This window comes from Roseburia sp. AF02-12, from assembly GCF_003461765.1.
GTDB classification, from domain to species: Bacteria; Bacillota; Clostridia; order Lachnospirales; family Lachnospiraceae; genus Roseburia_C; species Roseburia_C amylophila.
In genome coordinates, this window is sequence record NZ_QTXS01000001.1 from 1,216,070 (window position 1) to 1,229,971 (window position 13,902).

The 13,902-nt window shown below is 39.3% G+C and carries 13 protein-coding genes; all 13 read right to left on the reverse strand.

Annotated features, from left to right (window positions below; genetic code table 11):
• Window positions 1-354: 354 nt before the first annotated feature.
• The 13 genes from DV740_RS05995 to essC all read right to left on the reverse strand — a co-directional run bounded on the left by DV740_RS05995 (window position 355) and on the right by essC (window position 13,901).
• Window positions 355-570, reverse strand: a complete 216-nt coding sequence (locus DV740_RS05995; protein ID WP_055147993.1) for a hypothetical protein — start codon at window positions 568-570, stop codon at window positions 355-357.
• A gap of 12 nt (window positions 571-582) precedes the next feature.
• Entirely contained in the window at window positions 583-1,713 is a 1,131-nt protein-coding gene (locus DV740_RS06000) for a hypothetical protein (protein WP_118087643.1), read from the reverse strand.
• Window positions 1,714-1,986: 273 nt separating this feature from the next.
• Window positions 1,987-2,343 (reverse strand): hypothetical protein, encoded by a 357-nt coding sequence (locus DV740_RS06005; protein WP_117842365.1) that lies wholly within the window; start codon window positions 2,341-2,343, stop codon window positions 1,987-1,989.
• A 2-nt stretch (window positions 2,344-2,345) separates the two neighbouring features.
• On the reverse strand, window positions 2,346-3,386 hold the full coding sequence (locus tag DV740_RS06010; protein WP_117997919.1) for a hypothetical protein: 1,041 nt from the start codon (window positions 3,384-3,386) through the stop codon (window positions 2,346-2,348).
• Between the two features lie 32 nt (window positions 3,387-3,418).
• Entirely contained in the window at window positions 3,419-3,799 is a 381-nt protein-coding gene (locus DV740_RS06015) for a hypothetical protein (protein WP_117690461.1), read from the reverse strand.
• A complete protein-coding gene (locus DV740_RS06020) occupies window positions 3,796-5,280 on the reverse strand; it encodes a hypothetical protein (protein WP_117842367.1) in 1,485 nt (494 codons plus the stop codon). Before DV740_RS06020 ends, DV740_RS06015 begins: the two co-directional genes overlap by 4 nt.
• Before the next feature lie 517 nt (window positions 5,281-5,797).
• Entirely contained in the window at window positions 5,798-6,541 is a 744-nt protein-coding gene (locus tag DV740_RS06025) for an enhanced serine sensitivity protein SseB (RefSeq protein ID WP_117699322.1), read from the reverse strand.
• Window positions 6,531-6,824 (reverse strand): hypothetical protein, encoded by a 294-nt coding sequence (locus DV740_RS06030; protein WP_117699323.1) that lies wholly within the window; start codon window positions 6,822-6,824, stop codon window positions 6,531-6,533. The genes DV740_RS06025 and DV740_RS06030 overlap by 11 nt, the downstream gene beginning before the upstream one ends.
• Window positions 6,821-8,560, reverse strand: coding sequence for a T7SS effector LXG polymorphic toxin (locus DV740_RS06035; RefSeq protein ID WP_118087644.1), 1,740 nt, complete (start codon window positions 8,558-8,560; stop codon window positions 6,821-6,823). The genes DV740_RS06030 and DV740_RS06035 overlap by 4 nt, the downstream gene beginning before the upstream one ends.
• A gap of 17 nt (window positions 8,561-8,577) precedes the next feature.
• Window positions 8,578-8,850, reverse strand: a complete 273-nt coding sequence (locus DV740_RS06040) for a hypothetical protein (protein WP_118087645.1) — start codon at window positions 8,848-8,850, stop codon at window positions 8,578-8,580.
• 12 nt (window positions 8,851-8,862) lie between these two features.
• Window positions 8,863-9,342: a YwqH-like family protein gene (locus DV740_RS06045; RefSeq protein WP_117699188.1), complete on the reverse strand. Its 480-nt coding sequence runs from the start codon at window positions 9,340-9,342 to the stop codon at window positions 8,863-8,865.
• A gap of 33 nt (window positions 9,343-9,375) precedes the next feature.
• Window positions 9,376-9,690: a DUF4176 domain-containing protein gene (locus DV740_RS06050; RefSeq protein ID WP_118087646.1), complete on the reverse strand. Its 315-nt coding sequence runs from the start codon at window positions 9,688-9,690 to the stop codon at window positions 9,376-9,378.
• 26 nt (window positions 9,691-9,716) lie between these two features.
• Window positions 9,717-13,901 carry a type VII secretion protein EssC gene (gene essC, locus DV740_RS06055; protein ID WP_242994228.1) on the reverse strand — a complete coding sequence of 1,395 codons (4,185 nt, stop codon included), beginning with the start codon at window positions 13,899-13,901 and terminating at the stop codon, window positions 9,717-9,719.
• Between the last annotated feature and the right edge of the window lies 1 nt (window position 13,902).

Below are 13,902 nucleotides of genomic sequence, written 5' to 3' on the forward strand. Positions count from 1 at the left end.
TCCTGTTCTTGCTATCAAAATAGACCTTATAAACTCCAGCATAGAGTCCATATTCTGTGTGTCATTTTGATTTCATCAAACAATAGTTCTGTGTAAGAATGAAAACACCAACTTGAAACAAGTCAGTAAAATCAATGTTTTACAGTACCTTAGAAATAAAATGTCAGACAAATCCTTTTGTATACCTGAGGGCAAATTTCGCCATAAGGAGTCCTTTCCCCTTTAGGTAAATGACAAAAAGCTATTATTAATCTCTGTATGTCATTCACTTCGTGAACAGACAGAGAGTAAAATAGCTTTTTGAGTTAAGGGTTTTGGAGTCCTAAAGTATAACCATAATTAAATTTATATATTTTATTCAACTACATCTTCACCATATACACCATCATTTTGATATTGCAAAATAAGATTATACATTTCTTCAACATCTAATTGGCATAACTCCGCCTCTTCATTTGTAATTTCAATTCTTTTTTTCTTTATCATATGCGCTCCTGCATCATACTGAAGATAATATTGCCCTTTGTTTTCCAGTAGACTAATACCCTCATCTTCTATAATTAACTTCATTTTAAAGCACCTCTATTCAAATAAATGTTTATATGTATATGTTCCTTCTTTCGCCGGATTAATAACTGCTTCTTTTATTCCACCACTTGTATAGCCGCCTGGTTCCCAGTATTCCGGCCATGCACCTAATTCATTGCCAGATGGAAGTCTTAAACTAGATGTGTCCTGAATTGTCACTATAACAGGATTACTTCCTAAATATCCTTTGTCTAATCCCAAAACACTTTCTATTTTAGCCACATCCCCATCTGCGTTTCGAATTATTTCACTTAGTTCATCCCCAGACATTACAAATGTACCACCTTTACCACCAATTGTTCCTGATGGCTCACTTGGCATTATTTTTACCGCACCACTTTTCTTGAATGAATTTAGATGATTATTAATATATTCCTCACTCAAATAAGTTTCTGGTAATGGTTTCTGTCCCTTTGGTGTGCCTTTTATTTTTTCTACTTGTTCAAGTGACAATCCCTCTTCTCTAAGTTTACTCCACGATGAATATTGCTTTCCATCCTCAAATGACATATTACCTAAGTTCGAATATCTACCACCCTTTACAGCCGAACCCACATCCGCATCATTTAATACTGCGCCACCGTCAGTTCCCACATCTCCAAGCTTCGGTTTCGCCAGTTTCTTCGCTCCTGCTTCAATTCCATTCAGTCCTTTCGCAGTTGCCATACTTGCTGCCATACCTGCTAACATTCCTGCGGTCTGGTTTCCAGTTAAATCCGTCGTATACTTCTGGGCTCCTGCACCTGCTGCTGTTGCAATTCCTTCTTTTGCAACGATTGTTGCTCCACTTCGAAATGTCAGGTTTCCTGCTGAGGCCGCCTGACCGATCGGAATCATTGCGGATGCTGCAAATGCAAAGACACTTTCTGTCAGATAATATGCTTCCTCATTTCCTTGGAATACCGCATATTTTAAGTCATTTACTGCGGTACTGTCAATATCTCCGATGCTTCCATAATAAATATCCTGGGCACCTTCCGCAGAATCTGCGACTCCATAAATAGTCATTCCGGTTTCCATAGCTACTCCAACCGCTGCAACAATGGGCGACGCTGCACCTGCAGTTGCAATAATACATGCCACCCCAACACCAACCAATACGACTCCGGCAACGGTCTTCCACACTCCCTGCGTCTCACGTTCTTCCGCTGCATCCTTTAGGTTCTGTTCCGCTTCACAGATTGCATCATATACATCTTTATTGTCTTCATGCTGCTGATAAAACGACGGTTATCACCAATAGAACATCTCCGATTCTGTGTTTTTGTTTAGGTATTATGAGGGCGTTTCATCCCCCTTATACCCCCTGTTGCGTGCCATTGTAACATGGGTGTTTGAGAATCGTCAAAGAAAATGTTACAACCTTGTTATATCTATGACATTCTCTGCTTTATTCTGTCAACGTACTATTTTTACATCCATTAAATTTCCATTTTCTACATCAACATTAAACTTTCTCCCCCAGAAATCAGTAGCATATAATTTCCCATTCATAATTTGAATTGCAACATATGGAATTTGCTCTTTGCTGACAATATTAGACGGTAATTTGTCACTTATTCGCCAACACATTTCGCCATTTTCATTATAACACAAAATATTATTAAGTTCCTCTGCTCCTAGTTCTACTCGTGGAATCTTTAACAATACAACATACTTTCCACTGATGCTTTCAACTTGTTTAATTGGATATTTTACAGTGATTTTAGTACCACCAATATTTAAAATATTACCATCAATAGATACTTCTCTCATATTTACCTCCAGTCTTCAATCTTTCCAAGTTCAGTAAAATCACCAATCCATTGCTGTTGTAAATCTATTTGTATTCCACCACCATCAAATCCAAAATTAGGTCCAACCTCACCTAAACGTACTGTATCTCCTGCTTTCAGCTCTACTTCTCCAATAAATTTAGGTTCATACTCTAATGCAAATTTAGCTTGAATTTCTTTAGGTGTAAGTCCTTTGATATCCTCGGCTCTCATAACCCATCCACCCTCTAAATTTGAATTCACACCGTCATATACTCGAACAAATTTTGTATCTTCTGTCAGTGTTATATCTTGTACAACAGTTTTCTCTTTGTAAGGTGATTTATAACCTCTTGCTTCCCACCAAGCATTAACACTTTCTGCTGATTGATACTGATTTATTTTAACTTTATCTTTTAAGTTACCTAATTGGTCATCTAAATATTCATATCCTATTTTACTTGATGTTCCACCATTTACAGCCGAACCCACATCCGCATCATTTAATACTGCGCCACCGTCAGTTCCCACATCTCCAAGCTTCGGTTTCGCCAGTTTCTTCGCTCCTGCTTCAATTCCATTCAGTCCTTTCGCAGTTGCCATACTTGCTGCCATACCTGCTATCATTCCTGCGGTCTGGTTTCCGGTTAAATCCGTCGTATACTTCTGGGCTCCTGCACCTGCAGTTGCAATAATACATGCCACCCCAACACCAACCAATACGACTCCGGCAACGGTCTTCCACACTCCCTGCGTCTCACGTTCTTCCGCTGCATCCTTTAGGTTCTGTTCCGCTTCACAGATTGCATCATATACATCTTTATTGTCTTCATGCTGCTGATAAAACAATTCACTGATATTGGCAAGTGCATACACGTCCTTATCTGTATAAAAGCTGTTGCTTTCATAATTTGCAATTGTTCCCTGGTTCAACCCTACTTTTGCAATACAGCTGTTCAGGCTCGAAATTAATAAGTCTACAGAATTCTCCAGCGCTGTTACGGTACTACTTTCCTGATTTTGGATTGTTGTAATAAAATTCAATAGCTCCTGATCCAACTGCTCATGTAAACCAATTATTTTATAACTTGTTTTTCCTCATCAAGCTTTACTATATTTGAATTTAACCATCCCTCATATGCATATTTGTCAACTCGATCCAACTTCAGCTTTTCCCCTATCTTACAGTCATTTGTACTAACCAAATATTCTCCGTTTTTTTCCTTTATAATTGAAACCCTCTCTTCATTCACCTTTCCATAAGTTGCAATTTTGTAAATTTCATCTACATCTGATATATTCACTAATTTACTGTATACTCCTGTATTATATTTATCTTTAAATGTACAATCAGTTTTCTTTAGATCTGATGTTATAATAATATAATTACCATCAGCATCTCTTGAAAATTTATATTCATTTCCTTTATAATAAGCATATTTTCCATTTTTTATCATTTTTTCACCTCTCTGAAATGTTCGCCATCAAAAATAGCTACGATAGAATCTTCTGAATCAATTACCCTATGCAATTCAGCACCTTCTATTGGTTCCAGGTTACCATCAACTGTCCATTCTGGAATAACTTCTCCATTCCTTGCACCTGTAAATCCATTACGTGTACATGGGGCAGGGTCTGTATTTCCCCCACCAAATTCTGTTCCATACGGTATTCCAATCCTATCCACATCATCCGTCATAAATTTAATATAACCATATGCATTTCCACCTTCTGGATATGGTCTAATATCACTATTTATTGTATAGTCTAATCTTGATGATTCTACAACATTATCATAACCATGAATATGTGAAACATCATCATATCTTGCTATATAGCCTCTGATAGTACTATATCCGTCATCTCCTATGTATTTTCCTATATCCTCAAAGGGAATAGTTTTTTGAATCACTGTATTACTATCAATCTTAGGCACTGCTTCTCTTATATTTTTTAATTTTCCAATTTGTTCTGCTGACAATTCATTTACATCTGCTAAACGAAGTGTATTAAACTCATCTAATGTCAAACTTTCATTAGCTAACACAGATTTTAAATTATTTCTTGCAAACGCTGAACCTCCGCCGTCTCCAACATCTCCAAGCTTCGGTTTCGCCAGTTTCTTCGCTCCTGCTTCAATTCCATTCAGTCCTTTCGCAGTTGCCATACTTGCTGCCATACCTGCTAACATTCCTGCGGTCTGGTTTCCAGTTAAATCCGTCGTATACTTCTGGGCTCCTGCACCTGCTGCTGTTGCAATTCCTTCTTTTGCAACGATTGTTGCTCCACTTCGAAATGTCAGGTTTCCTGCTGAGGCCGCCTGACCGATCGGAATCATTGCGGATGCTGCAAATGCAAAGACACTTTCTGTCAGATAATATGCTTCCTCATTTCCTTGGAATACCGCATATTTTAAGTCATTTACTGCGGTACTGTCAATATCTCCGATGCTTCCATAATAAATATCCTGGGCACCTTCCGCAGAATCTGCGACTCCAAAAATAGTCGTTCCGGTTCCAACAATACCCTCTGCGGCTGCAACAATTGGTGTTGCTGTTCCCCATGATGCGACTATACATACTCCGCCTACTACAAGCAAACCCACTCCGGCAACGGTCTTCCACACTCCCTGCGTCTCACGTTCTTCCGCTGCATCCTTTAGGTTCTGTTCCGCTTCACAGATTGCATCATATACATCTTTATTGTCTTCATGCTGCTGATAAAACAATTCACTGATATTGGCAAGTGCATACACGTCCTTATCTGTATAAAAGCTGTTGCTTTCATAACTTGCAATTGCAGCTGTGTTCAATCCGATTTTTGCAATACAGGTATTCAGACTCGATAGTAACAATTCCACGGAATTCTCCAGTGCTGTCACGGTACTGCTCTCATGGTTCTGAACTTCTGTGATAAGATTTAATAATTCCTGATCCAACTGCTCATGTAGTTCTATCGTTCGTATAGGTGTACTGATTAAATTTCTTATCCTAGGTCTTAAAATTATTCAAGATATCAGAATAAGGCATTTTCTTAACAATTAGTTGGCTTGTCTTGATTTTGGTATGCCACTTTAAGAAAATATGATGTTATGAATATTTGTTAAACTCGTAACGAAATCTCTTCTTGTAATTTTTTATCATTCACAGAAATTGGCTATCTCACAGCGTCTATAAGCATTTTAGCAAACAATAGTTCTGTGGAAGGGTGAAAATTCCCAGCTTGCAACAGGTTAGTAAAATCAATACCTCACAATATCTTCAATATAAATTGTCGGACAAATCCTTTTGTATACCTGAGGGCAAATTTCGCCATAAGGAGTCCTTTCCCCTTTAGGTAAATGACAAAAAGCTATTATTAATCTCTGTATGTCATTCACTTCGTGAACAGACAGAGATTAAAGTAGCTTTTTGAGTTAGGGATTTTTGAAGTCCTAAAGTATAACCATAATTAAATTAATCTCTTTCATAAAATGGTTTGTATTCTCTAATTGCATTCTTTCCAAAATCCGAATCCGCTGAAACCATATCAAGCATCTTATCTCTTAAAAATCTAATGCAAAATTTTCCAACTCTTGGGTATAGACTATTAGGTTCTTCTTTTGAATCCAATATTAGTAAATAGCTTCCTTCTTCACCCCTTACCATCCATAATAAAAACGCCTTATCAACACTCTTTTCTTTATCAAAATATACACATAGCTCATTTATCAATTCAGTTGGGTATTCAGCTGGAATGCCTATAAACACCTGTTCTTCTTTTTTAATTATACAATCATTTTCCATTCCATCAAGCATTGGAAGCGTAATCACAATATTGGCACCGAAAGGATTTATTACCATTCCTGTATATACATCTCTCGATTCTTTCATAATGTTTTGAAAATCCTTATAACCAAAAATAACTGTTTGCTGTTCTTTTGAGGAATTCCATTTATATAATTCTTCCCAATCAGTAAATGCAATTAAAAACTTATTACCTTTTGTATCTTCTAAATGCTTTATAGATATTGAAGACCCTTCACCTACAACTATTTCATTACCATCTTTCGAACTGTTTTGTAAATGAATATCTGCAGGGCATAGTAATTTAGCTTGTGCAAATTCTGTAAAAAATTTCTGTTGTGTTGCATTATTGTTACTTAATCCTTCAATTGCCTCGACTAATTTAAGATTACTAATTGGTTCTTTAATATTCATTTTTCCCTATCTCCTTCTGGTGATATATTCCATCAGCAAACTTACGAACAAAACCTTTTGCTGGAAAATCAGGATATTTAATTTCCCATAGACATCCACAACACTTACACTTGTACCATTTATCTGCTTTCCACTCAAATCCATCACAATATGGCTTTCCTACTGGTACTTCTGAAAATATATCTTCTTTTACCTGTTCTTCAAAAAACAATTTAATATCTTCATATAATTTATATGAATTAATAACACTTCCTATTCGTTCACTACATTCACATTTTATCATTTAAACCACCCCGCTTCCACTTTTGGGATATATACTTGATTTCCACCTCCTGGCAATGTTCCTATCACATTTCCAAGACTATCATATATATTTTGTGGTGCCGCTATACCTTCATAAATTGTGGTTCCTTTTGGAACAACAACCTTGGTAATATTTTCTGTTGTATTTCCCCACGAAGGATTTAATGCTAAATCCAATTGTGATTGCAATCCTCCTCCTTGAGGCGTTCTTGATACATATGAACCAACCTCTCCTGCTTTACCACCACTTACTCTATACATAACTGTATCTTCTGTCAACGTTGTTTTTGTAAATGTTGCACCATTAAAAGATTCTGCTACTTCTTGACTAATTTCATTACAAGGTTTGATTGGTGAATACTTTACTGTCTTACTTCCACCCTCTCCTACATTTCCCAACTGCTGCGGTCTTTTTACGTTATTTACTACTTCCAGCTCTGCCTCACTGAGCGTTCCATATGTTGCCATTCCGGTTAGTGAACCAACTACAAAACCTGCCAGTGGACTGTTGGTTGCTTCTGTCATTCTCTTGTCCACATAGCTGCTGGCTGCCACCGTCAGTCCCTGCTTTGCATACTCTGTTACTACGGCCCTTCCTATGGATGTTCCTGCACTTACTGCTGCATTTGCTGCCATTCCTCCGGTTAATAACAGGGATGCTGAGATTGTCAATGTATTTCCTATTAAGTAATAAAGGTCTGGGTTGCTGGCAAATAGTGTATCGCGGATTGGATTAACCGATACCATTCTTGGGTCTCCTGTTACTCCTGCATAAACATCCTGACTACCTTCTATAGCATTCGCACAACCATATGCAGTTGTGCCTAATCCAATTGCTACAACTCCAACGGTAGTCACCAGTGGAAGTGCCATACCACAGGTTGCTACGACAAGCATTCCTCCCAGAATCATGGTTCCGACTCCGGCAATCGTCTTCACAATGCCTTCTTCTGTTCTCAGCCGGATGGATTCCTGCCACTGCTGTTGCTGCAGTTCATAGAACTCCTCACAGGAGTTTACCCTGTCCTTCACCTGTTCGAGATATGTACTTAACATTCCATCCATCATCTGTGCCAGTTGGAAGGACTCTGTTGCATTCACAACCGATGCATCATATGCACTGATTGTAGCACTACTGCCACCTAACTGTCCACCAATAATACTGCGAAGATAGCCTGCCATCATATCGATGGGATACATATCTGCATGGCTGTGCGCCTCTTCATATTCCCCTATCTGTGTGCGGACATTCTGCACTCCGGCAAGCGCATTGTCAAAACAGCTTTCCATACAGGTTGTAGAAAATCTGCCAACATCAAGATAAGCAGACAGTTCTCTCTCAATATCCGCTACTTCCTCTGCTACCGCATCAAAGTCTGATCTTGCTCCCTGAATGTTCTCCTCCAGTCCCTCCATGGAATCCTGAGACATCTCTGCCATCTGGTCAGAATCAATGTTATAATACCAGTCTGTATAGAGTATAAAGCTGCTCCGGTAGGTTTCTATCGTATCTTTTATCATATTTGCAAGATTCATATGATAATCCCACATATAGCTTCTTACATGCTCTGCTGCCTCTCCGTGCATCTCCGACATGGCAGCAATCTCTACAATACTGCTTCTTACCGCATCTATCTGCTCTATCCACCGGTCAAGCTGTGCCAGAATCAGTTCCCGAATGCTGGTAATTTCTTCATACTTTACCTGAAATCCCATAACTTTCTCCACTCCCCCTATTTTGTCTTTATCATTTTCATCAAAGAAGCTTCTGCATCAACCAGTTCATCACGCAGTGTGAGAAGCTTCCCGGCATCCTGCGTCAGGAGGTTCTGATAATAACTCATCAGACCAATTAACTGTGAAAAGCCCGCCCGGTACGCTGTCATGGCGTCCATTGATACATTTAAATCCGGAACTGTAAGCTGTTTTCCTTCTACCTCACCGGATACCGTTGAAAAAGAATGTACCTTTGATGTATAAACATTGGTATCTAATTTTATCAGCATAATGATGCCCTCCTAATTAGTATGTTTTTCCAGCCAGTTGCAAAGACTGTTCCAACTGCTCTGCAGCTTGCCGATATACTCATTCTTATTGTAGATTTCATTCTCTCTTCTTGTAATCTCATCACAAAGTGCATCCAGATCATATCCCAGATTGGTACAGACATTTCCGTATTCTGTTTTCAATGCACTGGAGGCAGAAATTGATGCATTATATAAATCTCCACGCCAGCCACTGTCTAATGTATATTTATCCTCAATACCATCCTTCTGGTTTCTCAGCGTATCTATGGCTGTCTCAAGTCTCGTTTTCAGTTCCTTTAATGTATTAAGTGTTCCCTCCATGGGAGCCAGACTGCTGCTTTCTAACTGCAAACTGCTCTTTACTGTGTTTAACTGCTGTTTTACCTGATTAATCTCCGCTGTACTGGTTGTACTCTTCTTTGTTGTTGAACTTCCTTTACTGCCGGAAGAGCTTTTCTTCGTCTTCGACATTTATCCTTTCCTCCTCGTCTCTCCGACGCCTTCTTATGCTTCCTGTTCTTTCTTCAGCAGCTGCTCCTGCAGCACACTCAGATTGTTTTTAATATTTTCCTGCATCAGCTTCTCGTCTTCATCCTCATAACCGCAATATACTACTTTCTGAATATCCTTATGCTGAAAATATAACAGTGCATCTCCTATAACCCCTTCCGGATAGGTACACGCCCCATAATCAAAATATCTTTTTTCACCTTTGACTACTGCAAATGCACCTCTTGCTATAATCATAATTTTCTTTACGCCACCTTTAAGCTGCACAATACTTCCTAACGGCAAAAACTCCATATTTTCCTGTTCCATCTTTTTATCCTCCTGCTTATTTTTCTTTATTCTTCTCTGTCTTCACATTTCGGTATGCGGATACGCACATATGCTCCATTATGGAAGAGCAGGCCATCACTTAACTGCGGCAATTCCTTTGCTGCAACTGTTCCAAAAATTCCTGAAGAACCAGGGTTACCCACCAGCAGACCATCCGTAGTTGCTTTTGCAAATTTGGTAATCTCATCAAATCCTTTTAATTTACCGGAATTGGCTGTAAGAATAAATCGGATTCCACTGGACAATGCCCCACTCAATATCGGTGCCAGCAATACAGCTTTTAATTTCGTTGCCTCTACAAAGTCATCCCACTCATCTACCACAACATAACATGCATCCAGTTCCTGAACCAGACGGCGTGGTAACTGTTCCGGATGTTCCTTCATCTTCTGCTGCAGCTGCTGATTTCGTACAGTCACCAGTCCTCCCAGTTCCATAAGAAACGCATCTATTCCATCTGCTCCGATATAATGAATCTCATCGCCGGACCTGTAATGATATAGTTCCATATCTTTCGAGTCTAATAAATATACTTTTCCTCTTCCTGTTATCTGTTCTAAAATAACCTTTAATGCATTCGTCTTTCCTCTTGCAGTCTCACCCAGAATTACAAATGGCGTTGTAAGACCTGCCGGAATACATTCCGGCAATACACTCTCTTTATTCAGTCCCAGCCAGATTGCCTTCTCTGCAGCGTTTTCTTCTGCTGTATGCTGTTTCTTTCTCATTTCCATAAATGTTCTGATATTTAACTCATCCGGCAATACCGGGATTCTCGGTGCTACAGTATCCGGATAGCATGCATTTATCTGCTCAATACAAGCTTCTATACCCTGGTTATACTCCAGTTCATCTGTAAATGCAGTCATGACATAGACCTGCATGACACTTACCAGTCCATTGTATTTTATAAGTGTCCGTCCCTTTATCTCTGACTGTGAATAAGAACTTCGTCCCACAATTACATGCAAGTCTGATTCATCGAAAAGATAACCTGCCACTTTATTCTTAAAATTGTTATATGTAGAATACTTCATGGCATTACTTCGTGTTGCTGTTGCTGCCATATATATGCCAAGTCCGGTACCATCTCTGGATAATTTCTGGAAAAATTCTTCCGCTTCATATCCCAGTTCTTTGACTACATCATAATTGTCAATAGCAATTACTATTGCTTTTAATGTCTTTTCTGCCACCTGATTGTATACTTCAAAATTCTGTACCATCCGTTCTGCCAGTAATTTTTTACGCCGTTTTATCTCTGCCTGTATAAGATTGCAGAATTTACGGAATCGTTCTGTATCATCAAAACTGATATAGTCTGCCGTATGATGCAGGCGGTTCAATGGAATCAATCCACTGTTTCCAAAATCCAATATATAGAAGTTCAGATTCTCTACCCGGTTATGCATTGCCAGTGACAACAACACGGTTGTAAGAAATGCTGTTTTTCCATAACCTGCGGAAGCAATATATAAGAGATTTCCGTCTGTGGCAAAATCAAGCTGGTACTCCACCTGCTGCTGTTCTTCCGGAATATCTATCTTTCCAATCCGTGCAATCAGATTTAATGCATTTCCTTTCTCTGCCTGCTGGTCCGATACAATCTGTTCCGGCAACGGTGGCATCCACGGCCGTTTTACTTCCACGGTATCCATTGCCTCATATACTCTGTGGATATAATCTACCGTAGCATCCAGCTGCGTCATCATATTGCCGCCGGAAGCATGTTCATCACTTAAATCTTCATTTATCAGTTCACCCTGTCCAAGGTCATTCACCAGATAAACTCTGTCATCTACTTTTTCCTCTTCCTTTTCACTTACATAAGAAGCTCCACTCCATGCCGACTGGAATAATTCATAGATTTCATTATTTCCAACCTGAAGATAAGCTCTTCCGGGGATTGTAATATTGGCGGCATCCGGTGTCTTTAATATTTCTTTACTGTCTGCCTCATTCTGTACCATAAGTGCCAGTTTAAACTTGGAGTTTGTCCAGATCTGGTCATCTACAACTCCGGTTGGTTTCTGTGTTGCCAGTATCAGATGCACACCAAGGCTTCGTCCGATTCGCGCCGCCGATACCAGTTCCGTCATAAAATCCGGCTGTTCCTTTTTCAGCTCTGCAAACTCATCACTGATAATGAATAAATGCGGCAGTGGTTCCTTTGCCTCTCCATTCTGGAACAGCTTATGATATGCATTGATATGATTCACATCATAGCTGCTGAATATTTTCTGTCTTCTTGCCAGTTCACTCTTAATTGATGCCATGGCACGCATACTCTGTGCTCCATCCAGATTGGTGATTGTTCCCAGCAGATGCGGCAGATTCCGGAATAATCCTGCCATTCCACCACCTTTATAATCAATCAGTAAAAATGCCACCTCATACGGATGATAATTGACTGCCAGAGACAGTATATAAGACTGGATAATTTCCGATTTACCGGAACCTGTCGTTCCTGCTACAAGTCCATGGGGACCATGGGCTTTTTCATGCAGATTAAGATTGACATAATCTTCCTTGGCTCTTACCCCAAGCGGAACAGCCAGGGACTTTGCTGCATGATTTTTCTTCCATCGTTTTGCAATATCCAGTTCCTCCGGATGCTCCACCTGATACATTTCAAAAAATGTAATACTCTCCGGTATCTGTGCACTGATTCCCTGCATATGCTCCAGTGTACTTAAATTTCTTGCCATCCATTCCAAATTTATACCGCTGGTATCTGACAATTCAAAGGAAAGATTTTTCTCTTCCTTCTCTTCCATCAGAAGTGTTGCCTGACCGGAATTATGAAGCATAACTATTGTACCGATATTCTCAGGCAGATTTGCTCTCATATTTGTGGTGTAAATAATAGAAAATCCAAGGTTATCCCCTTCTTTATCCAGATATTCCATAATAGAATGGTCCATAATTAACTTTGGCTCATCTATAATAAATATAAGATGCGGCAGAAAACGGCTTTCCTTCTTACTTTCTTCTAATTTGTTTTTCCGGTTCTTAATCATCTGATGCAGGCTTCCAAGAATCTGGTCTCTCTTCCGCTCTGAATTTACAGTTCCCACTACATTTACCGCATGTATCCGTAAATGTGGATACCAACGCATCCACTGGAAATCAGCATCAAATCTGTTATTATAAATTGTTACGATTTCAAGGTCATGATAACTCTGAAAAAAAGTAAGCTGCGCCACAAGTAATTTCAATTGCTCATGAATAACGCTTTTCTCTCCCACCAGTCCCAGATGTGCTTTCTTTAAATCTACTACAACAGGCTGTTTCATCTTTGAAAATTCCCGCTTCAATTCCTGTGCTTCCAGTTCCAGCTCATCCGGTTTATCCTTTAATTCATCCGCAGAAAGGCGGATACGGAAATGGCAATCTGCCATTACCTGTCCCAAAGATACATTCAGGAAATCATCATCATTAGAGCTTCTCTCATAGATTCTTGGACTGTACTGCCCAACCATCCGGGCAAGCTCCTTTACCTCCGGATAATTATAGTGATTTGCCTCTTCTTCATTCTGATATGCTGCATATATTTCCTTTCTTTTCTTTAACAGATATTCCCGATATGTTTTCTCCCGGAGCCTTTTATTCTCCTGCCATTCCTTACGGTCTGTTATATATTTAACCACCGTAAATATTGTTGTCATCACTGTGCCTGCTGCTGACATCAGCACATATAAACCACGCTTCATTAAAATACTGATTCCTACTGTCACACACAGCATCACAAGAGGCGGCACAATAAGCTGTACCAGACTCTCTTTCTTTCCATTCTGCTGTTCTTTTGGGCTGGTCAGACTAATTTCCAAATCCGGTATTCTTTTAATGATTCGCGGAGAACGTTTATACTGCGGATATCCTTCAAATGGAATTTCTTTTTCTTCCAGTTCCAATAATCCATCGGTATTGATATTCACCGCATCTTCGCATTCCACCTGTATACTTTTTCCCAGGAAGATAATTTTTCCCCGGGAAAAGCTTAATTCATCTCCATTGTTTATTTTTCCTTTACAGGCGGCTTCCCTTCCGTTCCAGTATATGTTCTCATAACCTTCTATTGTTACCTCATCATTCCTGACCCAAAGCCTTGCCGGAAATCCTTCAATTCCAAGATTTCCATTTTTTCCGTCTATTGTAAAATTCTCTGTTCTCTGAAAGCTTCTCTTCATG

Coding starts and splice junctions, on each gene's coding strand:
- DV740_RS05995 (WP_055147993.1), bottom strand. CDS start 570: ATGAAGTTAATTATAGAAGATGAGGGTATTAGTCTACTGGAAAACAAA.
- DV740_RS06005 (WP_117842365.1), bottom strand. CDS start 2,343: ATGAGAGAAGTATCTATTGATGGTAATATTTTAAATATTGGTGGTACT.
- DV740_RS06015 (WP_117690461.1), bottom strand. CDS start 3,799: ATGATAAAAAATGGAAAATATGCTTATTATAAAGGAAATGAATATAAA.
- DV740_RS06025 (WP_117699322.1), bottom strand. CDS start 6,541: ATGAATATTAAAGAACCAATTAGTAATCTTAAATTAGTCGAGGCAATT.
- DV740_RS06030 (WP_117699323.1), bottom strand. CDS start 6,824: ATGATAAAATGTGAATGTAGTGAACGAATAGGAAGTGTTATTAATTCA.
- DV740_RS06035 (WP_118087644.1), bottom strand. CDS start 8,560: ATGGGATTTCAGGTAAAGTATGAAGAAATTACCAGCATTCGGGAACTG.
- DV740_RS06040 (WP_118087645.1), bottom strand. CDS start 8,850: ATGCTGATAAAATTAGATACCAATGTTTATACATCAAAGGTACATTCT.
- DV740_RS06045 (WP_117699188.1), bottom strand. CDS start 9,342: ATGTCGAAGACGAAGAAAAGCTCTTCCGGCAGTAAAGGAAGTTCAACA.
- DV740_RS06050 (WP_118087646.1), bottom strand. CDS start 9,690: ATGGAACAGGAAAATATGGAGTTTTTGCCGTTAGGAAGTATTGTGCAG.
- essC (WP_242994228.1), bottom strand. CDS start 13,901: ATGAAGAGAAGCTTTCAGAGAACAGAGAATTTTACAATAGACGGAAAA.